The sequence below is a fragment of the Variovorax sp. dw_954 genome (assembly GCF_018449755.1).
GTDB lineage: Bacteria > Pseudomonadota > Gammaproteobacteria > Burkholderiales > Burkholderiaceae_C > Variovorax.
Map to the genome: position 1 here is coordinate 243,571 of NZ_JAAVVD010000005.1, position 24,410 is coordinate 267,980.

Annotated in this window: 21 protein-coding genes and 1 tRNA gene; 14 read left to right on the forward strand and 8 right to left on the reverse strand. The window is 65.8% G+C overall.

Annotated elements, in window-relative coordinates:
* Nucleotides 1-32: 32 nt before the first annotated feature.
* Entirely contained in the window at nucleotides 33-1,022 is a 990-nt protein-coding gene (locus tag HB681_RS11155) for a tripartite tricarboxylate transporter substrate binding protein (protein ID WP_213954873.1), read from the forward strand.
* A 151-nt stretch (nucleotides 1,023-1,173) separates the two neighbouring features.
* Here HB681_RS11155 and HB681_RS11160 read toward each other — a convergent pair.
* The 3 genes from HB681_RS11160 to HB681_RS11170 form a co-directional block, all read right to left on the reverse strand.
* A tRNA-Ser gene (locus HB681_RS11160) sits at nucleotides 1,174-1,264 on the reverse strand.
* A gap of 12 nt (nucleotides 1,265-1,276) precedes the next feature.
* Nucleotides 1,277-2,203 (reverse strand): stomatin-like protein, encoded by a 927-nt coding sequence (locus HB681_RS11165; protein ID WP_213954874.1) that lies wholly within the window; start codon nucleotides 2,201-2,203, stop codon nucleotides 1,277-1,279.
* 26 nt (nucleotides 2,204-2,229) lie between these two features.
* Nucleotides 2,230-2,655, reverse strand: a complete 426-nt coding sequence (locus HB681_RS11170) for an NfeD family protein (protein WP_213954875.1) — start codon at nucleotides 2,653-2,655, stop codon at nucleotides 2,230-2,232.
* Nucleotides 2,656-2,763: 108 nt separating this feature from the next.
* Here HB681_RS11170 and HB681_RS11175 point away from each other — a divergent pair, with 108 nt between their 5' ends.
* A complete protein-coding gene (locus HB681_RS11175; protein ID WP_213954876.1) occupies nucleotides 2,764-5,058 on the forward strand; it encodes an arginine/lysine/ornithine decarboxylase in 2,295 nt (764 codons plus the stop codon).
* Nucleotides 5,059-5,073: 15 nt separating this feature from the next.
* Here the strand turns inward: HB681_RS11175 and HB681_RS11180 are convergent, their stop codons facing one another.
* The 3 genes from HB681_RS11180 to HB681_RS11190 are packed head-to-tail and all read right to left on the reverse strand — an operon-like array spanning nucleotide 5,074 to nucleotide 7,242.
* Nucleotides 5,074-5,943 (reverse strand): EamA family transporter, encoded by an 870-nt coding sequence (locus HB681_RS11180; protein ID WP_213954877.1) that lies wholly within the window; start codon nucleotides 5,941-5,943, stop codon nucleotides 5,074-5,076.
* On the reverse strand, nucleotides 5,940-6,494 hold the full coding sequence (locus HB681_RS11185) for a phosphonate degradation HD-domain oxygenase (protein ID WP_213954878.1): 555 nt from the start codon (nucleotides 6,492-6,494) through the stop codon (nucleotides 5,940-5,942). The genes HB681_RS11180 and HB681_RS11185 overlap by 4 nt, the downstream gene beginning before the upstream one ends.
* Nucleotides 6,495-6,507: 13 nt before the next feature.
* Nucleotides 6,508-7,242 (reverse strand): phosphonate utilization associated transcriptional regulator, encoded by a 735-nt coding sequence (locus HB681_RS11190; RefSeq protein WP_213954879.1) that lies wholly within the window; start codon nucleotides 7,240-7,242, stop codon nucleotides 6,508-6,510.
* Between the two features lie 157 nt (nucleotides 7,243-7,399).
* On the opposite strand from HB681_RS11190, the gene HB681_RS11195 reads away from it, so the two are divergent.
* Genes HB681_RS11195 through phnX form a run of 5 tightly spaced genes read left to right on the forward strand, consistent with a single transcriptional unit; the run spans nucleotide 7,400 to nucleotide 13,263 of the window.
* Nucleotides 7,400-8,434 (forward strand): putative 2-aminoethylphosphonate ABC transporter substrate-binding protein, encoded by a 1,035-nt coding sequence (locus HB681_RS11195; protein ID WP_213954880.1) that lies wholly within the window; start codon nucleotides 7,400-7,402, stop codon nucleotides 8,432-8,434.
* Complete coding sequence (locus HB681_RS11200) at nucleotides 8,431-9,564, forward strand: putative 2-aminoethylphosphonate ABC transporter ATP-binding protein (RefSeq protein ID WP_213954881.1); 1,134 nt, start codon at nucleotides 8,431-8,433, stop codon at nucleotides 9,562-9,564. Before HB681_RS11195 ends, HB681_RS11200 begins: the two co-directional genes overlap by 4 nt.
* Nucleotides 9,565-9,566: 2 nt before the next feature.
* Complete coding sequence (locus HB681_RS11205; protein WP_213954882.1) at nucleotides 9,567-11,282, forward strand: putative 2-aminoethylphosphonate ABC transporter permease subunit; 1,716 nt, start codon at nucleotides 9,567-9,569, stop codon at nucleotides 11,280-11,282.
* 13 nt (nucleotides 11,283-11,295) lie between these two features.
* Nucleotides 11,296-12,423 carry a TIGR03364 family FAD-dependent oxidoreductase gene (locus tag HB681_RS11210; RefSeq protein WP_213954883.1) on the forward strand — a complete coding sequence of 376 codons (1,128 nt, stop codon included), beginning with the start codon at nucleotides 11,296-11,298 and terminating at the stop codon, nucleotides 12,421-12,423.
* Nucleotides 12,424-12,447: 24 nt separating this feature from the next.
* Nucleotides 12,448-13,263 carry a phosphonoacetaldehyde hydrolase gene (phnX, locus tag HB681_RS11215; RefSeq protein ID WP_213954884.1) on the forward strand — a complete coding sequence of 272 codons (816 nt, stop codon included), beginning with the start codon at nucleotides 12,448-12,450 and terminating at the stop codon, nucleotides 13,261-13,263.
* Between the two features lie 45 nt (nucleotides 13,264-13,308).
* Here the strand turns inward: phnX and HB681_RS11220 are convergent, their stop codons facing one another.
* Both HB681_RS11220 and fabI read right to left on the reverse strand, forming a co-directional pair.
* Nucleotides 13,309-14,157 (reverse strand): DNA ligase, encoded by an 849-nt coding sequence (locus HB681_RS11220; protein WP_213954885.1) that lies wholly within the window; start codon nucleotides 14,155-14,157, stop codon nucleotides 13,309-13,311.
* 71 nt (nucleotides 14,158-14,228) lie between these two features.
* Nucleotides 14,229-15,020 (reverse strand): enoyl-ACP reductase FabI, encoded by a 792-nt coding sequence (gene fabI, locus HB681_RS11225; protein ID WP_213954886.1) that lies wholly within the window; start codon nucleotides 15,018-15,020, stop codon nucleotides 14,229-14,231.
* Between the two features lie 38 nt (nucleotides 15,021-15,058).
* On the opposite strand from fabI, the gene HB681_RS11230 reads away from it, so the two are divergent.
* The 7 genes from HB681_RS11230 to nusA all read left to right on the forward strand — a co-directional run bounded on the left by HB681_RS11230 (nucleotide 15,059) and on the right by nusA (nucleotide 24,397).
* Entirely contained in the window at nucleotides 15,059-16,897 is a 1,839-nt protein-coding gene (locus tag HB681_RS11230) for an extracellular solute-binding protein (protein ID WP_213954887.1), read from the forward strand.
* Between the two features lie 9 nt (nucleotides 16,898-16,906).
* Nucleotides 16,907-17,920 carry an ABC transporter permease subunit gene (locus tag HB681_RS11235; RefSeq protein ID WP_213954888.1) on the forward strand — a complete coding sequence of 338 codons (1,014 nt, stop codon included), beginning with the start codon at nucleotides 16,907-16,909 and terminating at the stop codon, nucleotides 17,918-17,920.
* Between the two features lie 4 nt (nucleotides 17,921-17,924).
* Nucleotides 17,925-18,956, forward strand: a complete 1,032-nt coding sequence (locus HB681_RS11240) for an ABC transporter permease (RefSeq protein ID WP_213954889.1) — start codon at nucleotides 17,925-17,927, stop codon at nucleotides 18,954-18,956.
* A 181-nt stretch (nucleotides 18,957-19,137) separates the two neighbouring features.
* Nucleotides 19,138-20,748, forward strand: coding sequence for a dipeptide ABC transporter ATP-binding protein (locus tag HB681_RS11245; protein ID WP_213954890.1), 1,611 nt, complete (start codon nucleotides 19,138-19,140; stop codon nucleotides 20,746-20,748).
* A gap of 124 nt (nucleotides 20,749-20,872) precedes the next feature.
* Nucleotides 20,873-21,997 carry a YbfB/YjiJ family MFS transporter gene (locus tag HB681_RS11250; RefSeq protein ID WP_213954959.1) on the forward strand — a complete coding sequence of 375 codons (1,125 nt, stop codon included), beginning with the start codon at nucleotides 20,873-20,875 and terminating at the stop codon, nucleotides 21,995-21,997.
* A 304-nt stretch (nucleotides 21,998-22,301) separates the two neighbouring features.
* On the forward strand, nucleotides 22,302-22,895 hold the full coding sequence (rimP, locus tag HB681_RS11255) for a ribosome maturation factor RimP (protein ID WP_213954891.1): 594 nt from the start codon (nucleotides 22,302-22,304) through the stop codon (nucleotides 22,893-22,895).
* 17 nt (nucleotides 22,896-22,912) lie between these two features.
* Nucleotides 22,913-24,397, forward strand: coding sequence for a transcription termination factor NusA (nusA, locus tag HB681_RS11260; protein ID WP_213954892.1), 1,485 nt, complete (start codon nucleotides 22,913-22,915; stop codon nucleotides 24,395-24,397).
* The last annotated feature ends 13 nt before the right edge of the window (nucleotides 24,398-24,410 follow it).

The following is a 24,410-nucleotide window of genomic DNA, read 5'->3' on the forward strand; positions in this document are numbered from 1 at the left end:
TCACTTCTGATTTCCTGAAACGAGACTTCCTGATGAGATTCGATACCTTCACCCGCCGCACCCTGGCGATCGCCCTGGCCTCGCTGGCCGTCGTTGCGGCTGCGCCTGCCTCCGCGCAGGATTGGCCAGCCCGCCCGATCAAGCTGATCGTTCCTTTCCCGCCCGGCGGCCCGACCGACACCGCCTCGCGCGTGGTCGGCCAGAAGCTCGCCGAGCGGCTCAAGCAGCCAGTGGTGGTGGAGAACCGCGCCGGCGCGTCAGGCACCATCGCCGCACAGTTCGTGGCCAAGAGCGCGCCCGACGGCTACACGCTGATGATGCTCGCCACGCCCACGCTGCTGGCGCCCCACCTGTACAAGTCGGCAGGCTACGACATGGCCAAGGACTTCGCACCCGTTGCCAGCGTGTACGACCTGCCGATCGTCGTGGTGGTCAATCCCGCCGTGCTGCCCGACGTGAAGACCTTGGCCGACCTGATCGCCAAGGCGAAGGCCGAGAAAGGCCAGCTCAACTACACCAGCTCCGGCCCGGGCAGCTTCGGCCACCTCACGATGGAGATGCTCAAGGACCTGGGCGGCTTCGACATGCAGCACATCGCCTACAAGGGCGGCACGCCCGCCGTGACCGACCTGCTGGGCGGCCAGGTGCCGGTGATGTATGCCGACCTGGTGGCTGCGTTGCCGCACATCCAGTCCGGCAAGCTGCGCGCCATCGCCGTCGGTTCGCCGCAGCGCATCGTGCAACTGCCGGATGTGAAGACGATTGCGGAGCAAGGATTCAAGGGGTTCGACGCCGTCTCGTGGGGTGGTCTGCTGGCGCCGGCCGGCACGCCCAAGCCGGTAGTGGACCGTGTGAGCGGCGAGGTGAAGAAGATCCTGGCGGACAAGGACGTGCAGGAACGCCTGGTGAAGGCGGGGGCGGCGGCTGCCTATGGCGATCCGGCGCAGATGTCCTTGCGCATTCGCACTGACTTCGACAAGTGGGGGAAGGTGATCCGGGACAAGGGTGTGGCGGTCAACTGAAGCGGGCTTGGTGCGGGTTGGCAGCGACGAAACCGTGCCGCCACCGCACAACTCGATGGGTCGAGGCAGGGCCAATTGGCATGCGGACAACTTCCAACCCGTGAGGCCCAGAAAAGAAAAAAGCCCTTGAAATCAAGGGCTTTGTTCATCTTGGCGGAGCAGGCGGGATTCGAACCCGCGGAGGGCTATTAACCCTCACACGCTTTCCAGGCGTGCGACTTAAACCGCTCATCCACCGCTCCGAGCCTTCGATTCTAACCCGCAGAAGGGGTCGTTTTTCCGGCTTGCACCATTCGCATCGCCGATGCGATCAATGCGGCCGTCTCGGTCATGTTGCTGGGCACGATCAGCGTGGTCTTGGAGTCCGCAGCGACCTTGCTGTAGGCATCCACGGCGCGCTCTGCCACTTTGAGCTGCACCGCCTGCTCGCCGCCCGGCTCGCGGATGGCGGCCGCCACGCGCGAGATGGCGCCGGCGGTCGCCTCGGCCACCGCGGTGATGGCCGCTGCCTCACCCTGCGCGTTGTTGATCTGCGCCTGCTTCTCGCCCTCGGAGCGCGCGATGAAAGCCTCGCGCTCGCCGGTGGCGATGTTGATCTGCTCCTGGCGGCGGCCTTCCGATGCGGCGATCAGCGCGCGCTTCTCGCGCTCGGCCGTGATCTGGCGCTGCATGGCTTGCAAGATCTCCTTCGGCGGCGTCAGGTCCTTGATCTCGTAGCGCAGCACCTTCACCCCCCAGTTCAGCGCCGCCTCGTCGATCGCGGCAACCACCTGCGCGTTGATGATGTCACGCTCCTCGAAAGTCTTGTCGAGCTCCAGCTTGCCGATCACGCTGCGCAACGAGGTTTGCGCAAGCTGCGTCACGGCCACGATGTAGTTCGACGATCCGTAGCTCGCACGCATCGGGTCGGTCACCTGGAAGTAGAGGATGCCGTCCACCTGCAGTTGCGTGTTGTCGCGCGTGATGCAGATCTGGCTGGGCACGTCGAGCGGAATCTCCTTCAGGCTGTGCTTGTAGGCCACCTTGTCGATGAAGGGGATCAGGAAGTTCGGCCCTGGCGCCATCGTCCCGTTGTATTTGCCCAGCCGCTCGCGCACCCAGGCGTTCTGCTGAGGCACGAACTTGACCGACTGGCTGATGAAGATGATGGCGATGACGAGGATGACGGCTGCGACTTCCATGGTGCGGTTCCTTTGGCTTTTCGATTTCAGATCTTGTCGACGACCAGGCGGCTGCCGACCACCTCCGTCACGCGGTGCATGCCGGTCGCCGGCATGACGCCGGGGCGATGGATGGCCGTCCATTGGGCGCCGCGATAGCGCACGCTGGCGGTGCCGTCGCTGTTCCAGGCGTCGACCTGCACGCTGCCGCCGACGTCGAGGTTGACATTGGGGTTGGACTGCGAGGGCAAGTCGGGCGGCCGGCGCTTGCGGATGACGTACCAGCCCAGCACCGCGCCCACGCCGACCACGGCAGCCACGACCAGCTGCGTGGTGAAACCCGCCCCCAGATGCGCCGAGACGGCGGCCGCCGCAAAGCCCCCGCTCAGCAGCAGCAGGTAGACCGTGCCGGACATCAGTTCCAGCACGATGGCGGCCCCCGCGATCAACCACCAGATGGTGGAAAGCTCCATGAATTTGCTCCTGCATGTGAATCCGGCTGCATTCTCTGACATACGGTCAGATGGTGGACATTGGAATTCCTTACACTTCGCGCCTCTTTTCCCCATCCGGGCACGCCCATGAAATTCCGTTTTCCCATCGTCATCATCGACGAGGACTTCCGCGCCGAGAACACCTCGGGCCTCGGCATCCGCGCGCTCGCGCAAGCCATCGAGACTGAAGGATTCGAGGTTCTGGGCGTGACAAGCTATGGCGACCTGAGCCAGTTCGCCCAGCAGCAAAGCCGTGCCAGCGCCTTCATCCTGTCGATCGACGACGAGGAGTTCACGCCCGGCCCGGACCTTGACCCCGCCGTACTCAACCTGCGCACCTTCATCGAACAGGTGCGCCGCAAGAATGCCGAGGTGCCGATCTACATCTATGGCGAAACCCGTACCTCACGCCACCTGCCCAACGACATCCTGCGCGAGCTGCATGGCTTCATCCACATGTTCGAGGACACACCGGAGTTCGTGGCGCGCCACATCATCCGCGAGGCCAAGAGCTACCTCGAAGGCGTGCAGCCGCCGTTCTTCAAGGCGTTGATCGATTACGCGGAAGACGGCTCGTATTCATGGCATTGCCCGGGCCATTCGGGTGGCGTGGCCTTCCTGAAGAGCCCGGTCGGCCAGATGTTCCACCAGTTCTTCGGCGAGAACATGCTGCGTGCCGACGTGTGCAATGCGGTGGAAGAACTCGGCCAGTTGCTCGACCACACCGGCCCGGTGGCTGCCAGCGAACGCAACGCGGCGCGCATCTTCAACGCCGACCACTGCTTCTTCGTGACCAACGGCACCAGCACCAGCAACAAGATGGTGTGGCACCACACGGTGGCGCCCGACGACGTGGTGGTGGTCGACCGCAATTGCCACAAGTCGATCCTGCACGCGATCATCATGACCGGCGCGATTCCGGTCTTTATGAAGCCGACGCGCAACCACTTCGGCATCATCGGCCCGATCCCCAAGAGCGAGTTCGAGCAGAGCGCGATCAAGGCCAAGATCAAGGCGAACCCGCTGCTCGCGCACGTCGATCCCGACAAGGTCAAGCCGCGCGTGATGACGCTCACGCAGTCGACCTACGACGGCGTGATCTACAACACCGAGACCATCAAGGGCATGCTCGACGGGTACGTCGACACGCTGCACTTCGACGAGGCCTGGTTGCCGCACGCGGCCTTCCATCCGTTCTACGGCGCCTACCACGCGATGGGCAAGCGCCGGGTGCGCCCGAAGGACTCGCTGGTGTTCGCCACCCAGTCCACCCACAAGCTGCTGGCCGGCATCAGCCAGGCCAGCCATGTGCTGGTGCAGGACTCGCAGAACCGCGCGCTGGACCGCGACCTGTTCAACGAGGCCTACTTGATGCACTCGTCCACCAGCCCGCAGTACGCGATCATCGCGAGTTGCGACGTGGCCGCCGCCATGATGGAGCCGCCCGGCGGTACCGCGCTGGTGGAGGAATCCATCCTGGAGGCGCTCGATTTCCGCCGCGCCATGCGCAAGGTCGAAGATGAGTTCGGCAAGGACGAGTGGTGGTTCAAGGTCTGGGGCCCCGAGAAGCTCGTCGACGAGGGCATCGGCCGCGCCGAGGACTGGGTCATGAAGGGCGAGGGCAGCAGCGAGAAGAAGACCAAAAGCTCGGCGCGCAACTGGCACGGCTTCGGCAAGCTGGCCGACGGCTTCAACATGCTCGACCCGATCAAGTCGACCATCGTCACCCCGGGCCTGGACCTGCAGGGCAAGTTCGCCGAGACCGGCATCCCGGCCAGCGTGGTCACCAAGTTCCTCGCGGAGCACGGTGTGATCGTCGAGAAGACCGGGCTCTACAGCTTCTTCATCATGTTCACCATCGGCATCACCAAGGGCCGCTGGAACACGCTGTTGACGGCGCTGCAGCAGTTCAAGGACGACTACGCGCGCAACCAGCCGATGTGGCGGATCCTCCCGGAGTTCTGCCAGCAGCATCCGGGCTATGAGCGCCTCGGCCTGCGCGATCTCTGCAATCACATCCACAAGCTCTATGCGCGCTACGACGTGGCGCGGCTCACCACCGAGATGTACCTGAGCGACCTGACGCCGGCGATGAAGCCCAGCGACGCCTACGCGCACATCGCGCACCGCAAGACCGAGCGCGTGGAGATCGACAAGCTCGAAGGCCGTATCACCACCAGCCTCATCACGCCATACCCGCCCGGTATTCCGCTGCTGATCCCGGGTGAGGTGTTCAACAAGAAGATCGTCGACTACCTGAAGTTCGCGCGCGAATTCAACACCGAGTGCCCAGGCTTCGAGACGGACATCCACGGGCTGGTGGCGAAGGTCGACGAGACGGGCAAGAAGCGCTATTACGCCGACTGCGTGCGGGCCGGCTGAACCTTCGGGGCGTCTTCAACCCAGGCGCAAGGTCATCACCCCGGCCGCAATGACGAGAGTGCCGATGGCCCGCTGCCAGCCAAAGGCCTCGCGCAGGAAGAGGGTGCCGATCAGCGCGGCGAACAGCACCGAGGTCTCGCGCAGCGCGGCGACGACGGCGACCGGCGCGCGGGTCATCGCCCACAGGGCGACGCCGTAGCTGCCGAGCGAGGCCGCGGTGCCGAGGAATGCGATCGGCCAGCGGCGCTTCATGTAGCGCAACGCCGCAAGACGTTGGCCTGGGCGGCGCCAGAGTACCAGCAGCAAGTACGGAATGCCGTCGAACACGAACAGGCCCGCGACATAGGCCACCGCGCTGCCGGAGACGCGCACGCCGATGCCGTCGACGATGGTGTAGACAGCGATGATCGCGGCGTTGGCGAGCGCAAAGCCGATCGCCTTGCCGCGATGCGAGGTGCCATCGGGAGCCGCCGCCGAGCGGGACAGGCCCAGCGTGAAGACGCCGATGCAGAGGACGGCGACGCCGATCCAGGCCGTGGCGGAAATGCGTTCGCCGATGAAGGCCATGCTGCCGAGCGCCACCAGCAGCGGGGCGCAGCCGCGCATCAGCGGGTAGGTCAGGCCCAGGTCGCCATGCTTGTAGGCGCCGGCGAGCGCGATGTAGTAGCCGAGGTGGATGGCGAGCGATGCGGCCATGTACGGCCATGCCGCGCGGTCCGGCAGGCCGCTGCTCATCAGGAGCGGGATCGCCACGAAGATGCCGAGGCTGTGGACGAGGGCCGTGTCCAGCGCCTTGTCTCGGCCGGCCTTGATGAAGGCGTTCCAGCCCGCGTGCAGCAGCGCGCCGAAGAGTACGGCGAGAACGATCGGGCCGGTCAGTGTCACGCGGCGGCCAGCACGCAGCTTCTGGCGCGCGCCAGGTAGTGCCCGAGCGGCGGGGTCTGGAGATCGGGCGACTTGGCCAGGTCGTCCCACAGGCGCACCTGCACGGCATCGGCTGCATGCGCACGGCCGATGAACTCGCGGGCCTGCGCGGCGGAGAAGGTGCCGCCCTGCAGCTCAAGGCTGCGCTTCGAGTCGGCGGAAAGCGCCTGCCAATAGTCGGGCCGCGTCGCGCACAGGTAGCGCTTGGCATCGACGTGCCACTGGATCGCGCCCAGCACGCGCTCGCCGAACACGCCGCGCAGGAAGGGCAGGGCGAAGTACTGGTGCACGTCGTCGATGCCGCGCAGCGTGGGCGATTCGCCTTGGTCGTTGAGCAGGTGGCCGAGGTCGTGCAGCAGGGCTGCGGTGACGAGTTCATCATCCGCGCCGGCCTGCTCGGCGAGCCACGCGGTCTGCAGTGCGTGCTGCAGCTGGGTCACCGGCTCGCCGCTGTAGGTGGCCGCGCCGTGGCGGGCGAACAGTGCCTCGATGTCGGTCAGGGACAGGGCCATCGTCGACGTCTTCTCAGGCTTCCACGGCAGCGGTGGACCCGGAAAGGGGCGCCTTGGCCTCCGCGGCCTGCTTCTGCGCGTAGTTGCGCTGGGTGCGCTCGCGGCTGTTCATCACGTGCTGGTACATCGCCTGGCCCGCGGCTTCGGGGTCGCCACCGGCGATGGCCTTCACGATCTGCCGGTGCTCGCGCGCATAGACCGCCATCGATTCGCTGGTGAGGTTCTGCCGGCGGAAAAGCGAAAGCTCGTTGACGAGCTTGCGGTAGGTCGCCGTGAGCTTGGCATTGCCGGCCAGTTCCAGCAGGCGGTCGTGGAACTTCAGGTTGTAGTGGTGGAAGTCATGCGCGTTGTCGGCTTTCACGGCCTGGTCCATCGCATCGGCCAGTTGCCGCAGTTTCTTGACCTGGGCGGTAGCCAGGCCCTGCGCGAGCTTGCGGCCCACGTAGAGGTCCATCACGGCGCGCACCTCGAAGATCTCGAGCGCCTCCTCGATCGGCACGTGGCGCACGAACACGCCGCGGTTCTTGATGGTGGTCACGAGGCCGGCTTCCTCGAGCATGCGGAAAGCCTCGCGTACCGGCCCGCGCGAGACGCCGATCTGCTCGGCCAAGGTGGACTCGGTGAGCTTGGCGCCGGAGGGCAGGTCGCCGTCCAGGATCATGCGTTCGATCTCGGCCTGCACCAAGGTGGCGAGCGAGGTGCACTGAAGCTGTGCGATGGCGGGATTGCTGGAGATCTTCGTGGCCATGGTGGGATCGTAGGTTGCCCATCGCAGATTGTCTACGATCTACGAACAACAATAGACAAAGTCCTGCGGCAGGCCCCGATTTTGCTAGGTGCATGTGTCACGAGCGTGTCGTTTCGTGTCGGCAAAGTTGCTGTCTTTTCGAACCAGGAGTGGGCAGATGAAATTCGCAAGATCGATGGTGGCCGGCTTGCTCGGCGTGGCATGCATGGCAGGCGCGTGGGCGCAGAAGACCCAGCTCGTGGTCTACACCGCGCTGGAGACCGACCAGCTGAAGGCCTACCAGGAGGCCTTCAACAAGGTCAACCCCGACATCGACATCAAGTGGGTGCGCGACTCGACCGGCGTGATCACGGCCAAGCTGCTGGCCGAGAAGGCCAATCCGCAGGCCGATGCGATCTGGGGCGTGGCCGCATCGAGCCTCGCGCTGTTCGATCGCAACGGCATGTTGCAGCCCTATGCGCCGCTGAACCTCGACGCGATCATGCCGCAGTACCGCGACAAGAAGTCGCCGCCGGCCTGGTGGGGCATGGACGTGTTCGGCGCCGTGGTGTGCGTGAACACGGTCGAGGCCAAGAAGAAGAACATCCCGATCCCGACCACGTGGAAGGACCTGACCAAGCCCGAGTTCAAGGGCCAGGTCGTGATGCCGAATCCGGCCTCCTCGGGCACCGGCTACTTCGACGTGGTGGCATGGCTGCAGATGTGGGGCGACGACGCGGGCAAGGGTGGCGGCTGGAAGTACATGGACGCGCTGCACGAGAACATCGGCCAGTACACGCACTCCGGTTCCAAGCCCTGCAACATGGCGGCGGCCGGCGAATACGTTGCAGGCATCTCCTTCGAATACCGCGGCTACACCAACAAGGCCAAGGGCGCGCCGATCGAACTGGTGTTCCCCAAGGAAGGCCTGGGCTGGGACCTGGAAGGCTATGCCATCTACAAGGGCACGAAGAAGCTGGAAGCCGCGAAGAAGCTGGCCGACTGGGCCTCGTCGAAGGACGCGATGCTGCTCTACGGCAAGAACTTCGCGATCACGGCGCAGCCGGGCGTGGCGCCCAAGCTGCCGAACATCCCGGACGACTACGAGGCACGGCTGATCAAGCTCAACTTCGACCAGGCTGCCGCCGGCCGCGACCGCACGCTGGCCGAGTGGACCCGACGCTACGACGGCAAGAGCGAACCGAAGAAGTGAGATCGCAAGCAAGCGCAGGCGGAGGCGAGGGCGAGGGCGACGACGCCACCTACCTCGAACTGCGGGGCATCAAGAAGAGCTTCGGCGCCTTCGTGGCGCTGGACGACATCCACCTGTCGATCCGGCGCGGCGAGTTCGTCTGCTTCCTCGGGCCGTCGGGCTGCGGCAAGACGACGCTGCTGCGGATCATCGCGGGGCTGGAGATGCAGTCGGCCGGACGCATCCGGCAGGGCGGGCGCGACATCTCGGTGCTGCCGCCCGCGGGCCGCGACTACGGGATCATGTTTCAGTCCTATGCGCTGTTCCCGAACCTCACGGTGGCGCAGAACGTCGCCTATGGCCTGGTCAACCGCAGGCAGTCGCGGGCGCAGATCGCGCCGCGCGTCGACGAGCTGCTGCAACTCGTCGGACTGCCGGGCAGCGGCGCCAAGTACCCGGCGCAGATGTCGGGCGGGCAGCAGCAACGCATCGCGCTGGCGCGCGCGCTGGCCACCTCGCCGGGACTGCTGCTGCTCGACGAGCCGCTGTCGGCGCTGGACGCCATCGTGCGCGTGCACCTGCGCAACGAGATCCGCGAACTTCAGCGCAAGCTCGGCGTGACGACGGTGATGGTGACGCATGACCAGGAAGAGGCGCTGTCGGTGGCCGATCGCATCGTGGTGATGAACCAGGGCGTGATCGAGCAGGTCGGCACGCCGATGGAGGTGTACCGCGAGCCGGCCTCGCCCTTCGTCGCCGACTTCGTGGGCAAGGTGAACCGGCTCGCAGCCGTGGCAGAGGGCGACCGCTGGTTCCGCTGCGGCGAGATGCGGCTGCAATGCCAGCCCGGCAATGGCGCCGACTTCCGGCCGGGGCGCGAGGTCGCGCTCTACCTGCGCCCGGAAGACCGCGTGATCGATGGGGTGCGCGAAGACGATCCGATGCGGTGCGTCGGCACGGTACGGCATGTCGAGTTCCTCGGCGGCAACTGCCTGGCGGAAGTGGCGGTCGATGCCATTCCGGGCCAGCCTTTGCAATTGCAGTTCTCGCTGAATCAGATGGACGAGTTCGGCGTGCGCGAGGGGGCGCAACTGAACTTCGCCTTGCGCGCCGATCGGCTGCGCGTGTTCCCCGTGGCCTTGGGCAGCTGAGCATGGTCGCTGCCGTCTGGAAGGCTGCGCCGCCGAAGCAGCAGGCGCAATGGGCCGACCGCCTCGCCAACCTGGCGCTGCTGGGCACGGTCGCGCTGCTGTGCATCGGGCTGCTCGCGCCCTTGCTGCTGATCCTGTCGAAGGCGCTCGATGCGCCCGAGGGTGGGCAAGCGTCGGGCCTCGACGCGTTTGCCGCGTACCTCGCATCGCCGGCACTGCTGCAGAGCCTCGGGCACAGCGTGCAGGTATCGGTTCTGGTCACGCTGATCGTGGTGCCGCTGGCCTTCGCCTTCGCCTATGCGCTGACGCGAAGCTGCATGCCGGCCAAGCCGCTGTTTCGCGCGATCACGCTGCTCCCGCTGCTGGCGCCGTCGCTGCTGTCGGCCATCTCGCTGATCTACTGGTTCGGCAACCAGGGCATCGCGAAGGAGCTCTGGCTGGGGCTTGGCTTCAGCGGCATCTACGGCGCATCGGGCATCGTGCTGGCCGAATGCTTCGCCACCTTTCCGCATGTGCTGATGATCCTGGTGACGGCCTTGTCGCTGGCCGACGCGCGGCTGTACGAGGCGGCCGATGCGCTGGGCACGCGCACCTTGCGGAAGTTCTTCACCATCACGCTGCCCGGCGCCAAGTACGGGCTGATTTCCGCGGCACTGGTGTGCTTCACGCTGGTCATCACCGACTTCGGTATTCCGAAGGTGGTCGGCGGCAACTTCAACGTGCTGGCGACCGACGTGTTCAAGCTGGTGATCGGGCAACAGGACTTCCAGCGCGGAGCGGTGGTCGCGCTGCTGCTGTTGACGCCGGCTGCGCTCACCTTCGGCATCGACTACCTGGTGCAGCGCAAGCAGACCGCGATGCTGACGGCGCGGGCCGTGCCGCTGGTGCCGCGGCGCGCGCCGCGCTTCGATGCGGCGATGACCGTCTATTGCATGCTGATCGTCGCCTCGATGCTGGCGATGTTCTTCATGGCCGTGTTCGCCTCGTTCGCGACCTTGTGGCCCTACAACCTCAAGCCGAGCTTCGTCCACTACGTCTCGGGGCTGGTCGATGCGGAACTCGGCGATGCGATGCTCAACAGCCTCAAGCTGTCCGCATGCACGGCCGTGATCGGCACCGCGGTGGTGTTCGTCGGCGCCTACTTGCTGGAGAAGACGCGTGGCCTGGATTGGGTGCGGCCGGTCATCCGCCTCATGGCGATGCTGCCGATGGCCGTGCCGGGGCTGGTGCTGGGCCTGGGCTACATCTTCTTCTTCAATGCGCCCGCCAACCCGCTGAACTTCCTTTACCGCACGATGGCGCTGATGGTGCTGTGCACGATCGTCCACTTCTACACCACCGGGCACCTGACCGTAGTGACCGCGCTGAAGGCCATCGATGCCGAGTTCGAGGCCGTGTCGGCCTCGCTCAAGGTGCCGTTCTACAAGACCCTCTGGCGCGTCACCCTTCCGATCTGCCTGCCGACGCTGCTGGATGTATCGCGCTATTTCTTCATCAATGCGATGACGACGATCTCGGCGGTGGTGTTCCTGTATTCGCCCGACACCAAGCTGGCTGCGGTCGCGATCCTGAACCTCGACGAGGCCGGCGACACCGGGCCTGCCGCGGCCATGGCGGTGCTGATCGCCGCGACCTCGGCGGTGGTCACGCTGCTGTACATGGCGCTCGGCAAATGGATCGACCGCCGCACGCAGGCATGGCGTGTGCCCGCGCGATGACGAGCCCCTGAACATGGCATCCATCGACACATCGTTCGATCTCATCGTGGTTGGCGCCGGCATCGTCGGCCTGGCGCATGCCTACACGGCCGCGAAGCGAGGGCTGCGCGTGTGCGTGGTCGAGCGCGACGCGGCCTGCGTGGGCGCATCGATCCGCAACTTCGGCTTCATCACGGTGACGGGGCAGGGCGCGGGCGACACCTGGCGGCGGGCGCGACGCGCGCGCGCCGTGTGGGGCGAAGTCGCGCCGCTGGCGGGCATCGCCACCTTGCATCACGGGCTGTACCTCAGCGCTTTCCGGCCGCAGGCGCTCAAGGTGCTTGAGGAATTCATGGCCACCGAGATGGGCGAAGGCTGCGAACTGCTCGACGTGGGCGAGGCCGCGCGTCGTGCGCCAGCGCTGCGGCTCGACGGTGCGCAGGGCGTGCTCTACAGCCCGCATGAGATGCGCGTCGAATCGCGCACCGCCATCGGCCTGCTGGCGCGCTGGCTGGCCAAGACGCACGGCGTGGTCTTCCGCTTCAGCGAAGCCGTCCTCGAAGTCGCGACGCCGCGGGTGCGCACCTCGCGCGGCGTGCTGCACGGCACGCGTGTCGCTGTCTGCACCAACACCGATCTCAATGGCTTGTTCGCCGAGCGCCTCACGCCCCACCAGTTGCGCCTCTGCCAGTTGCACATGCTGCGCGTGCAACCCGAGCCGGGCTTCAGGCTGCCCGGCTCCGTGATGAGCGATCTGAGCCTGGTGCGCTACCACGGCTACAGCAAGCTGCCGTCCGCGGCAATCCTGCTGGAGCAGATCCGCCGGGAGGAGGGCGAGTCGCTGGACAACGGCATCCACCTCATCGTCGTCCAGAGCGCGGACGGCTCGCTCGTGGTCGGCGATTCGCACCACTACGGCGCGGCGCCCGAACCCTTTGCCGACCTGCGCGTCGACGACCTGATCCTCGAACACCTGCACAAGACGCTGCGCCTGCAGCGGGCGAAGGTGACCGAACGCTGGGTCGGGACCTATCCCTCGTCTGCCACCACCGACTGCCTCATCGACAAACCCGACGACGCTACCCGCCTGGTCCTCGTCACCAGCGGCACCGGCGCAAGTACCGCCTTCGGCATCGCCGAAGATGTGTTCGCGGGCTGGTAACCGATTCCCTCCAGAAAGCAAGACATGCCAACTCACCCCACCACCCTCAGCGCCGTCGTCTTCGACTGGGCCGGCACCATCATCGACTTCGGCTCATGCGCGCCGATGGGCGCCTTCGTGCGGCTGTTCGAGAAGTTCGACATCGACCTCACGATCGCCGAGGCGCGCGGCCCGATGGGCATGGCCAAGTGGGACCACATCAAGGCGCTGGGCACGCTGCCGCGCATCGCCGCGCAATGGGAAAAGGCGCACGGCAAGGCCTTCACCGACGCCGACGTGGACCATCTCTACGAAGTCTTCACGCCGATGAGCGCCGTGGCCGCCGCCGAATATGCGGACTTCATTCCCGGCGCGGTGGACACGGTGAACGCGATCCGCGCACGCGGCCTGAAGGTCGGCTCCACCACCGGCTACAACCGCGAGATCATGGCCGCCGTCACGCCCATCGCCGCGGCCGGCGGCTACGTGCCGGACAACCTGGTGTGCGCCGGCGACCTGGCCGCCGGCCGTCCGTCGCCGCTGGGCATGTACCGCACCTTCGCCGACATCGGCGTGTGGCCACCGGCCAGCGTGGTCAAGGTCGACGACACCGGCTACGGCATCGAGGAGGGCGTGAACGCCGGCACCTGGGCCGTGGGCCTGGCGGTCAGCGGCAACGAGATGGGGCTGTCGCTCGCGGAATGGCAGGCGCTCGATGAACAGCGCCAGGACACGCTGCGCCAGGGCGCCACGGCCCGGCTCAAGGCGGCCGGGGCGCACTACGTGATCGATTCGGTCGCCGATCTGCTGCCGGTCCTCGACGACATCGAGCAAAAGCTGAAGCAGGGCCTCAAGCCCTGATCCGCTTTCGCGGTCGAACGCTTGACTGCGTTGGAGCGCCTTGCCTCAACCAACCAGGTCGGGGCGCACTCGCAGGAAGCGCGCGAACCGCGGCAGGCCGCTCGGGTTCTTGCCGTTGTAGCGGTACGTGACCCAGGCGCCGACCGGCGGCGGGTCTTCGCGGTCGGCATCGGTGAAACCGCCGCCCAGCTTGAAGCGTTGGCCTTCCGGCGTCTCGACCACCAAGGCGCCGAGCCGGCCGGCGTGCTTGCCCTTGCCAGGCACGACGCCCACCACCCGCGCCTCCGCATCGTCGAAGGGCTTGAACTTCAGCAGGTCGCTGGTGCGCTCACCGCGATAGAGCGAAGTCCCCTTGTGCAGCATCAGCCCTTCGCCGCCTAGCTTGAGGGTCTTCTCCAGCAGGGCCTGCAGTTCGGCCGGCGTGGTCGCGCGTTGCTGGGCCACCAGCACCACCCAAGGCGCCGCCGTGACGGGCAGCAGCTTTCTCAACGCGGCCAGGCGGGCATTGAAGTCGCCCGGTTGCATGGGCAGGTCGAACACCATGAAGCGCATCTCGCGCCATGCCGCGCCGTTGGGCGTCTGGCTGCGCACCGTGGACGTGGCCAGGTTGAACTTGCCCCGGCCCGCCCAGAGTTCGCCATCCATCGGGGTGCCCGGCATCGGTGCGGTGAACCACGCGGGCGCCACGATCGGTTCGCCATTGCGGGTCCAGAACTGCTTGCCGTCCCAATAGCCGCGCACCCCGTCGAATTTCTCGCTGACCCAATAGTCATCGAGCGGCATCCCGGGCCGGTACACCTCGGCCAGCATCACGGGCCTTGGCGCCGCGAACGTTGGGTTGCCCAGGCTGAATGACAGAACGCCCAGGGCGAGAAAATTTCGCCGTTTCAACATACTTCCCTTTGGATACGCTGGCCGCTTGCGCCCTTCCCCGAGCGGTGCGGCACTTGTGAAAACCGAAAAACTCAGGCGGCAGGTTCCGTCAGGCCCCCTACGACCTGGCTGAAGCCGCCGTCGACGTAGGTGATCTCGGCGCTCACGCCGCTGGCGAGGTCGCTCAACAGAAAGGCAGCCACGTTGCCCACTTCGTCGATCGTCACGTTGCGACGCACGGGCGCCGTCCTGGCGACGCCGTTGAGCATCTTGCCGAAATCCTTGATGCCGCTGGCCGCCAGGGTCTTGATAGGACCGGCGCTGATGCCGTTGACGCGCATGCCCTTGGGGCCCAGCGATTCGGCCAGGTAGCGCACCGATGCTTCCAGGCTGGCCTTGGCGAGTCCCATGGTGTTGTAGTTGGGCAGGGCGCGCACGGAGCCCAGGTAGGTGAGGGTCAGCAAGGCCGACTTGTCGTTGAGGTAGGGCAGGGCCGCCTTGGCCATTGCCGGGAAGCTGTACGCGCTGATGTCGTGCGCGATCCTGAAGCCTTCGCGCGACAGGCCTTCGAGGAAGTCGCCCGCGATGGCTTCGCGCGGCGCAAAGCCGATGCTGTGCACGAAGCCGTCGAACTTGGGCCACGTCTGGGACAGGTCCGCGAACAGCTTGTCGATCTGCGCGTCGTCGCCCACGTCGCAATCAAAGATCAGCCTGGAGTCGAAGTCGGCGGCGAACTCGGTGATGCGGTCCTTGAAGCGCTCGCCTACATAGCTGAAGGCCAGTTCCGCACCTTGCGCGTGGCATGCCCTGGCAATGCCGTAGGCGATGGAGCGATTGCTCAGGACGCCTGTGATCAGAAGTTTTTTGCCAGCGAGAAAGCCCATGGTCGTTGCCTCTTTCAAATCTTGGGCAGAATTCTCGCATGCGAGGTTGGCTGCTTTCGATGGTGATGCTCTGCGCGGCCTGCTTCGGCGGGCCGGCTTGGGCCGTGCACGGCATGGGCATGGGTTATGAGCCCAAGTACGGCCGGTCCTTCAAGCACTGGGACTACGTCAACCCCGAAGCGCCCAAGGGCGGCTCTCTCACGCTGTCGGCCAGCGGCACCTTCGACAAGCTCAATCCCTTCATCCTCAAGGGCCGGCCTCCGGTGGGCATGGGCTATAGCGCCAACGGCTTCGTGTTCGCGGAATACAGCCTGCTGTTCGAATCGCTGATGACGCACAGCGAGGACGAGCCATTCTCCAACTATGGCATGCTGGCCGAGGACGCCGAACTCGCAGCCGACCACCTGAGCGTCACCTTCCGGCTCAATGCCAAGGCGCGCTTTTCCGATGGGACACCGGTGCTGGCGAAGGACGTGAAGTACTCCTTCGACACGCTGATGAGCAAGCGGGCCAGCCCTACCTTCCGCTCCTACTGGGCCGACGTGAAGGAGGCGGTCGTCGTCAGCGATCGCGTGATCCGCTTCGACTTCAAGCGCAAGAACTCGGAGCTGCACATGATCATCGGCCAACTGCCGGTGTTCTCGCCCAACTGGGGCAAGGGCAAGCCCTTCGACGAGGTGGTGAGCGAGCCACCCATCGCCACCGGCCCCTACGTGATCGACAAGGTCGACTTCGGCAAGTCCATCAGCTACAAGCGCCGGCCCGACTACTGGGCCGCAGACCTTCCGGTGCGCAAGGGCATGTTCAACTTCGGCGAGGTGAGCTACCAGTACTTCAAGGACCGGCTCGGCGAGGAGGAGTCGCTCAAGACGGGCGCGCTCGACGCGCTGGAAGAAACCTCGATCCTGGCCTGGGTTCGCCGCTACAAGGGCAAGCGCTTCGATTCGGGCGAGATCATCAAGGACGAAATCTCGCATCGCCGCGCCACCGGCATGCAGGGCATCGTGCTGAACCTGCGCCAGCCCCGCTTCCAGGACGTGCGGATGCGCGAGGCGCTGGCGCTGTCCTTCGACTTCGACTGGTTGAACCAGCACCTCTTCTACGGGCGGCGCGCGCGCACGCAGAGCTACTTCCAGAACAGCGACGACCTGATGGCCCAGCCCGCGGTGAGCGCGGATGAGCAGGCGCTGATCGAGCAACTGAAGAACAAGCAGCGCTACCTGGCACAGGTGAAAGGCCCCTTGCCGCGACCGGCCGCGACCGGCGACAGCGCCGAAGGCCTGCGCAGGAATCTCGTGCGGGCGCAGGCACTGCTGCGCGAGGCCGGCTGGACCTACCGCGACGGCGCCTTGCGCGACCAGGCCGGCCAGGCCTTCGTGATGGACATCGACATCGCCGACCGCAGTTCCGAGCCGGTGCTGACCGCCTGGTCGCGCAACCTGGCCAAGCTGGGCATCGCGCTGCAGATCCGCCTGCGCGACGCGACGCTCATCAAGAAGAAGCAGGACGACTTCGACTTCGACCTGGCCATCAACATCCTGGGCGGCTCGTCCAGCCCCGGCAACGAGCTCTACGACGACTTCGGCTCCGCATCGGCGGCCGAGAAGGGCAGCCAGAACCTGAGCGGCATCAGCGACCCGGTGCTCGACGAGATCATCGAGCTGATCGTCAACGCACCCGACCGCAAGGCGCTGTCGACCGCGAGCCAGCTGCTGGACCGCTACTTGCTGCACCAGCACTACGTCATTCCCATGTATTACGGTAAGCAGTACTTCATCGCGCACAAGGGCCACTTGCGCCGGCCCGAGCAGGCCTTGCCGCAACGCATGCTGGCCGGTTTCTGGCTGCTCACCATGTGGTGGGACGCCAACCCCTGAGCAACGCACATGGCCGCCTACATCCTTCGTCGCCTGCTGCTGATCATCCCGACCTTGCTGGGCGTGCTGTTGCTGAATTTCGCGATCGTGCAGTTCGTGCCCGGCGGGCCGGCGGAGCAACTGATGTCGCAACTCACCGACAAGGAAAGCCGCATCGCCGGCGGACCGACCACACGCGCCCTGGACCCCAAGCAGATCGCCGAGATCAAGGCGCTGTACGGCTTCGACAAGCCCGCCCCCGAGCGCTTCTGGCAGATGATCGGCCAGTTCGCGCGCTTCGACCTGGGCAACAGCTTCTTCCAGCACAAGGCCGTGGGCCAGCTGATTCGCGAGAAGCTGCCGGTGTCGATCAGCCTGGGCTTGTGGACTTTCTTCATCAGCTACCTGATCGCGGTGCCGCTGGGCGTGGCCAAGGCCGTGCGCGCCGGTTCGCGCTTCGACTTCTGGACCACGCTCATCGTGCTGGTGGGCTACGCGATCCCGGGCTTTGTGCTGGGTGTGGCGCTACTCGTGGTATTCGGAGGGCAACTGCAGTGGTTCCCCTTGCGCGGGCTGACTTCGCCCAACTGGGACAGCTTGAGTTGGGGAGCGAGGATCGTCGACTACCTCTGGCACATCGCGCTGCCCGTCACGGCCATGGTTCTGGGCAGCTTCGCGATCACTGCCATGCTGACGAAGAACGCCTTCCTGGAGGAGATCCGCAAGCAGTACGTGCTGACCGCGCGCGCCAAGGGCCTTGGTGAACGGCAGGTGCTGTGGAAGCACGTGTTCCGCAATGCGCTGATCCCCATCGTCACTGGTTTTCCCGCGGCCTTCATCACTGCTTTCTTCACCGGGTCGCTGTTGATCGAGACGCTGTTCTCGCTCGACGGCCTGGGCCTGCTGAGCTATGAGAGCGTCATCCGGCGCGACTATCCGGTCGTGATGGGCACGCTGTATCTCTTCACGCTGATCGGGCTGGTGACCAAGCTGATCAGCGACCTCTGCTATGTGTGGGTCGATCCGAGGGTGAAGTTTGACTAGCCCCGTGACCGTTTCGTTGAGCCCCGGCGAGCGCGCCTGGCTGCGCTTCAAGCGCAACCGGCTCGGCTTCTGGAGCCTTGCGCTCTTCACCGCGCTGGTGGTGCTCAGCCTGTTCGCCGAAGTGCTTTCCACAGACAAGCCCCTGGTCGTGCGCTACGAAGGCAAGACCTACTTCCCGGTGTTTCGCGACTACGCGGAGAAGACCTTTGGCGGTGACTTCGACACCCCGGCGGACTATCTCGACCCCTTCGTGCGCCAACGCATCACGCAAGGTGACAACTGGGCGATCTATGCCCCCAATACCTACGGACCGAAGACGCTCAACTACTACGCCAAGGCGCCCAATCCGGCGCCGCCGTCACGCGCGAACCTGCTGGGCAGCGACGATCGGGGCCGCGACTTGCTCGCGCAGTTGATCTACGGCTTTCGTGTCAGCGTGTTGTTCGGCCTGGCGCTGACCGTCATCGGCGTGGTGCTCGGCGTCGCCACCGGCGCGATCCAGGGCTTCTTCGGCGGCAAGACCGACCTGGCTTTCCAGCGCTTCATCGAGATCTGGGGTTCTATGCCGGAGCTGTACCTGCTCATCATCTTCAGCGCCATCTTCGCGCCCAGCGTCGCGCTGCTGCTGGTGTTGCTGAGCCTGTTCGGCTGGATGGGCCTGTCGGACTACGTGCGCGCCGAATTCCTGCGCAACCGGCAGATGGACTACGTCCGCGCCGCCCGTGCGTTGGGTGTCGGCAACCTGCAGATCATGTGGCGCCACATCCTGCCGAACAGCATGGTGCCGGTCGTGACCTTCCTGCCATTCCGCATGAGCGCCGCCATCCTGGCGCTGACCTCGCTCGACTTCCTCGGCCTCGGCGTGCCGCCCGGTACGCCCTCGCTCGGCGAGTTGTTGAGCCAGGGCAAGGCCAACATCGACGCCTGGTGGATCTCGCTGTCGACCTTCGGCGTGCTGGTGCTGACGCTGATGCTGCTGACCTTCATGGGCGACGCCTTGCGCGACGCTCTGGATCCCCGGAAGGCAGAACGATGAAACGGCCGGAAATCGGGCAGCCGGAAATCGGACTGCCGAACGCAGAAGTCGCAAAGGTTTCGCAGAAGTCGCAAAGGAAATTCCTGAAAGTTTCTTCTGGCTGTTCTTTTGCGGCTTCTGCGCAACGTTTGTATTTCTTCTGCGTTCGGCTGTCCGATCCCGTACCTGGATCCGTATCCCCATGACCCCCTTGCTCGACGTCCGGAACCTGCGCGTGGCCTTCGGCGGCAAGGAAGTGGTGCATGGCATCGACTTCCAGGTGGCCGCGGGAGAGAAACTGGCGCTCGTAGGCGAATCCGGCTCGGGCAAGACGGTGACGGCGCTGTCGCTGCTGCGGCTGGTGCAGAACGCCGAGCTGGGCGGCGTTGCGACCTTTCATGGCCAAGGCGGCGACGCGCGCGACCTGCTGTCCTTGCCGGAGCAGCAACTGCGCGGCATCCGCGGCAAGGAGATCGCGATGATCTTCCAGGAGCCGATGACCGCGCTCAACGCGCTGTATCCGGTGGGCGACCAAGTCGCCGAGGTGCTCGAACTGCACGAGGGGCTGTCAAAGCGCGAGGCGCATGCGGCGGCGGTCAAGCTGCTCGCGGAAACCGGCATTCCCGAGCCGGGGCGGCGTGCGTTGTCCTTCCCCCACCAGCTCTCCGGCGGGCAACGTCAGCGCGCCATGATCGCGATGGCGCTGGCCTGCAAGCCGCGCCTGTTGCTGGCCGACGAGCCGACCACCGCCCTCGACGTGACCGTGCGCGCCCAGATCCTCGCGTTGCTGGCCGGCCTGCAGGCCAAACACGGCATGGCGGTGCTGCTGATCACGCACGACCTCAACCTGGTGCGCCATTTCGCTGACCGCGTGGCAGTGATGGAGAACGGCCACATCGTCGAGCACGGACCGGTGCGCACCGTGTTCGACGCGCCGCAGCATCCCTACACGCGAAAGCTCATCGACAGCCGCCCCGAGCGCGACGTGGTGCCGGCGCAGGGGCAGGGCGGCGACGCAGTGTTGCAGGCCAAGGGACTGCGCGTGACCTACCCGGTGCCAATGCCGGGCCTGCGCGGTTGGTTCAGCAAGGGCGCGTTCGTCGCCGTGCAGGGCGCGGACCTGGCCATTGCGCAGGGCCAGACGCTGGGCGTCGTCGGTGAATCGGGTTCCGGCAAGTCGACACTGGCACTCGCGGCGCTCGGTCTGTTGCGCCACGAAGGCACGCTCGGCATCGCCGGCAAGGCATGGACCGGCAATGGCGCCGCCGATCGGGCCTTGCGACGCGTCATGCAGGTGGTGTTCCAGGACCCGTTCTCCTCGCTCTCGCCCCGCATGACCGTCGAGCAGATCGTCGGTGAAGGCCTGAAGGTGCATGAGCCTGCGCTTGACACCGCCGCGCGCCGCGTGCGCAGCTTGGCCGCTTTGAACGACGTGGGCCTGACCGAGGCGCAGTTCCCGTCCCTGCTCGACCGCTATCCGCACGAGTTCTCCGGTGGGCAACGCCAGCGCATCGCCATCGCACGTGCGCTGATCGTGAACCCGCGACTGCTGGTGCTCGACGAACCGACCAGCGCGCTCGACGTCACCATCCAGAAGCAGGTGCTGAGCCTGCTCCAGCGCCTGCAGCGCGAGCGCGGCCTGAGCTACCTGCTGATCACGCACGACGTCGAAGTGATCCGCGCGATGGCGCATGAGGTCATCGTGATGAAGGACGGCGCGATCCTCGAAGCCGGCCACGTCGACCAGGTGCTGGACGCGCCGCGCCACCCCTACACCCGGCAACTGGTCGCTTCGGCGTTGATTCAGTCATGAGCGCCGCCCGGCCGCTCGAAGGCGCTCGCACCGAAGCGCGCAGCGCGAAGGTCAGTTGGTGAGCCAGCCCGTAACCGACGACGCTGCAAACAGGCGCGGAGCCTGGCGCGCCGCACTGGCCTGCATGGTGACCTTGGCGGTGGCGCTGGGCATCGGACGATTCGCCTTCACGCCGATGCTGCCGGTGATGCTGGCGGAGGGAAAGCTGGACCTCGAGGGCGGCGGCCTGCTCGCTTCGCTGAACTACCTCGGCTACTTCGTCGGCGCGCTGTCGTGTGCGGCGATTCACCTGCGGCCCATCGCGATGGTGCGGGGTGGATTGATCGCGACAGCGGCGCTGCTGCTCGGCATGGGCTTGTTGAACGACTTCGCGGCCTGGGGCGTGCTGCGCGGCGCCGCGGGCGTCGTCAGCGCCTGGGTTTTCGTGTTCGCCTCGGGCTGGGGGCTGCGGCGGCTCGCGGAGACGGGCGCGCCGGCGCTGGGCGGCGTGATCTATGCGGGGCCTGGCATCGGCATTGCCGCAACAGGGCTGCTGGGCGGTGTGGTGGGACGTTGGGGTTCGACGGCCGCATGGATAGGCTTCGGCCTGGTCGCGCTGTTGCTGGTCGCGCTGATCTGGCGCGTCTTCGACGATGGCGCCGCTGGCGGCGCGGCTGCCGCGCCGGCCGCATCGCCGCCGGCCGCCCACGCACTGGCCGCGGCGCGCAGCGATGCGCGCTGGCTGGTGGCGCTCTATGGCATCGCCGGTTTCGGCTACATCATCACCGCGACTTTCCTGCCGGTGATCGCCCGGCAGGCGCTGCCGGGCTCGCCCTGGCCCGACCTGTTCTGGCCCCTGTTCGGCCTGGCCATCGTGCCCGGCGCGATCATCGGTGCGCGCATGCCCTCGCATTGGGACAACCGCCTGCTGCTGGCCGCCGGATGCGCGCTGCAGGCGCTCGGAGTGTTGCTCTCGGTGGTCTGGCCGACGGTCGTGGGCTTCACGCTGGGCAGCGTCCTGCTGGGCCTGCCGTTCACCGCCATCACGCTGTTCGCAGTGCGCGAGGCGCGGCGCCTGCGCGGCAACGCGGCCGCCGGCCTGATCGGGTATGCCACCGCCTCTTACGGCGTCGGCCAGATCGTCGGCCCCTTGTTCGCCGCGCCGTTGGCGCACGCCACGGGCAGCTTCGCGGTGCCGCTGCTGGCGGCGGCGGCGGCGCTCATGGGCGGGAGCGTGTTGTTCGTCATGGTGTGGCGCAAGAGGGGATAAACGCTCCGGAAGCGCTTGCCGCCTTGCTGTCCCCCGTGCGGCGCGCGCATCAATGGAAACACAATGTTTCAAAGCTGCCGTTCAAGCCGCAGTTCGTCCGAATCGTCGCTGGGCAGGCGCGATCCATGAGCTATTTCGTCGCAACTGAAACATAACTGGCATATAATTCGAGGCTCACGACCAAACGGGCGGGTACCAACCGCCCGTTTTTTTTGGTCGATCGATTTCGACACTGCCGCACGGTCAGGGCGGCGCCCGGGGCAGTGTCAGGCACAGGCACAAACTCAAAGGCGAATTCGAACACGTGGCATTGCAGCAGACAGTGGAACAAACCGTTGCCGGACTCGGCTACGACCTGGTCGAGATCGAAAGATCCGCCGGGGGATTGCTGCGCGTCACGATTGATTTGCCCTGGACTGGCCCCAATTCAGAGGCTGTGGCCGGCGCGCCCGAACCGTTCGTGACGGTCGAGGACTGCGAGAAGGTCACGCGGCAGCTCCAGTTTGCGCTGGAAGTCGACCAGGTCGAATACAAGCGGCTCGAGGTTTCCTCGCCCGGTATCGACAGGCCGCTGCGGCACGAGAAGGATTTTGAGCGTTTCGTCGGCGAGGTGATCGACCTGACGCTCAAGGCGCCCATGGGCGCCGCGGCGGGTGGCCATGTGTCGGCCAGCCGCAAGAAGTTTCGGGGCACGCTGGAGCGGGCCGAGTCGGGTGGCTGGCAGATCGTCTGGAGCGACGACCCCGCACCCAAGCCAGGACAAAAGGTGAGCAAGAAGCGCGCGCCCGCACCGTTGCAGGCGCTGGGCTTTGCATTGGATGAGTTGCGTGATGCGCGGCTTGCGCCAATCGTTGATTTCAAGGGTCGCAAGACCAAAACCGGCGGGTCGCCGGACTGATCGAGGAGCGTAGTGGCATGAATCGCGAAATGTTGATGTTGGTGGATGCGATCTCGCGCGAGAAGAACGTCGAACGTGACGTGGTGTTCGGCGCGGTGGAATCCGCCTTGGCGCAAGCCACCAAGAAACTTCACCAGGGTGACGTGGACATCCGTGTGGCCATCGACCGCGACAGCGGCGTCTACGAAACCTTCCGCCGCTGGCACGTCGTTCCCGACGAGGCCGGCCTGCAGCTGCCCGACCAGGAAATCCTCCTGTTCGAAGCCAAGGAAGAGATGCCCGACATCGAGGTCGACGAGTACATCGAGGAATCGGTGGAATCGGTGCCGATCGGCCGCATCGGCGCCATGGCCGCCAAGCAGGTGATCCTGCAGAAGATCCGCGACGCGGAGCGCGAGATGCTGCTCAATGATTTCATGTCGCGCGGCGACAAGATCTTCGTCGGCACCGTCAAGCGCCTGGACAAGGGCGACATCATCGTGGAAGCCGGCCGCGTCGAAGGACGCCTGCGCCGCAGCGAGATGATCGCCAAGGAAAACCTGCGCAATGGCGACCGCGTGCGCGCCATGATCATGGAAGTCGACCTGACGCTGCGCGGCGCGCCGATCATCCTGTCGCGTTCGGCGCCCGAGTTCATGATCGAGCTGTTCCGCCAGGAAGTGCCCGAGATCGAGCAGGGCCTGTTGGAAATCAAGAGCTGCGCCCGCGACCCGGGTTCGCGCGCCAAGATCGCCGTGCTCTCGCATGACAAGCGTGTCGACCCGATCGGCACCTGCGTCGGTGTGCGTGGAACCCGCGTCAATGCGGTCACGAACGAACTCGCCGGCGAGCGCGTCGACATCGTGCTGTGGAGCGAAGACCCGGCGCAATTCGTGATCGGCGCGCTAGCTCCGGCCAACGTGTCGTCGATCGTGGTCGACGAAGAAAAGCACGCCATGGACGTGGTGGTCGACGAGGAAAACCTCGCCATTGCCATCGGCCGCGGCGGACAGAACGTGCGCCTGGCTTCCGACCTCACGGGTTGGAAGATCAACATCATGGACGCCAACGAATCGGCCCAGAAGCAGGCCGTCGAGACCGACGCCAGCCGCAAGCTGTTCATGGAAAAACTCGACGTCGACGAGGAAATCGCGGACATCCTTATTTCCGAAGGCTTCACCAGCCTCGAGGAAGTGGCGTATGTGCCGATCTCCGAGCTGCTCGAAATCGAGAGCTTCGACGAAGACACCATCAACGAACTGCGTTCGCGCGCCAAGGATGCGTTGTTGACGATGGAGATCGCCAAGGAAGAGAACGTCGAGACCGTTTCGCAGAACCTGCGCGACCTCGAAGGACTCGACCACGAACTCATTCCCAAGTTGGCCGAGGCGGGTGTCCACACCCGTGACGACCTGGCCGACCTCGCGGTCGACGAACTCACCGAGATCACCGGCCAAAGCGCCGATGACGCCAAAGCCCTCATCCTGAAAGCCCGCGAACATTGGTTCGCCGGCCAGGCTTGACGGTCATGGAGGC

Coding starts and splice junctions, on each gene's coding strand:
- HB681_RS11155 (WP_213954873.1), top strand. CDS start 33: ATGAGATTCGATACCTTCACCCGCCGCACCCTGGCGATCGCCCTGGCC.
- HB681_RS11165 (WP_213954874.1), bottom strand. CDS start 2,203: ATGGAAGTCGCAGCCGTCATCCTCGTCATCGCCATCATCTTCATCAGC.
- HB681_RS11170 (WP_213954875.1), bottom strand. CDS start 2,655: ATGGAGCTTTCCACCATCTGGTGGTTGATCGCGGGGGCCGCCATCGTG.
- HB681_RS11175 (WP_213954876.1), top strand. CDS start 2,764: ATGAAATTCCGTTTTCCCATCGTCATCATCGACGAGGACTTCCGCGCC.
- HB681_RS11185 (WP_213954878.1), bottom strand. CDS start 6,494: ATGGCCCTGTCCCTGACCGACATCGAGGCACTGTTCGCCCGCCACGGC.
- HB681_RS11190 (WP_213954879.1), bottom strand. CDS start 7,242: ATGGCCACGAAGATCTCCAGCAATCCCGCCATCGCACAGCTTCAGTGC.
- HB681_RS11195 (WP_213954880.1), top strand. CDS start 7,400: ATGAAATTCGCAAGATCGATGGTGGCCGGCTTGCTCGGCGTGGCATGC.
- HB681_RS11205 (WP_213954882.1), top strand. CDS start 9,567: ATGGTCGCTGCCGTCTGGAAGGCTGCGCCGCCGAAGCAGCAGGCGCAA.
- HB681_RS11210 (WP_213954883.1), top strand. CDS start 11,296: ATGGCATCCATCGACACATCGTTCGATCTCATCGTGGTTGGCGCCGGC.
- phnX (WP_213954884.1), top strand. CDS start 12,448: ATGCCAACTCACCCCACCACCCTCAGCGCCGTCGTCTTCGACTGGGCC.
- HB681_RS11220 (WP_213954885.1), bottom strand. CDS start 14,157: ATGTTGAAACGGCGAAATTTTCTCGCCCTGGGCGTTCTGTCATTCAGC.
- fabI (WP_213954886.1), bottom strand. CDS start 15,020: ATGGGCTTTCTCGCTGGCAAAAAACTTCTGATCACAGGCGTCCTGAGC.
- HB681_RS11230 (WP_213954887.1), top strand. CDS start 15,059: ATGCGAGGTTGGCTGCTTTCGATGGTGATGCTCTGCGCGGCCTGCTTC.
- HB681_RS11235 (WP_213954888.1), top strand. CDS start 16,907: ATGGCCGCCTACATCCTTCGTCGCCTGCTGCTGATCATCCCGACCTTG.
- HB681_RS11245 (WP_213954890.1), top strand. CDS start 19,138: ATGACCCCCTTGCTCGACGTCCGGAACCTGCGCGTGGCCTTCGGCGGC.
- HB681_RS11250 (WP_213954959.1), top strand. CDS start 20,873: ATGGTGACCTTGGCGGTGGCGCTGGGCATCGGACGATTCGCCTTCACG.
- nusA (WP_213954892.1), top strand. CDS start 22,913: ATGAATCGCGAAATGTTGATGTTGGTGGATGCGATCTCGCGCGAGAAG.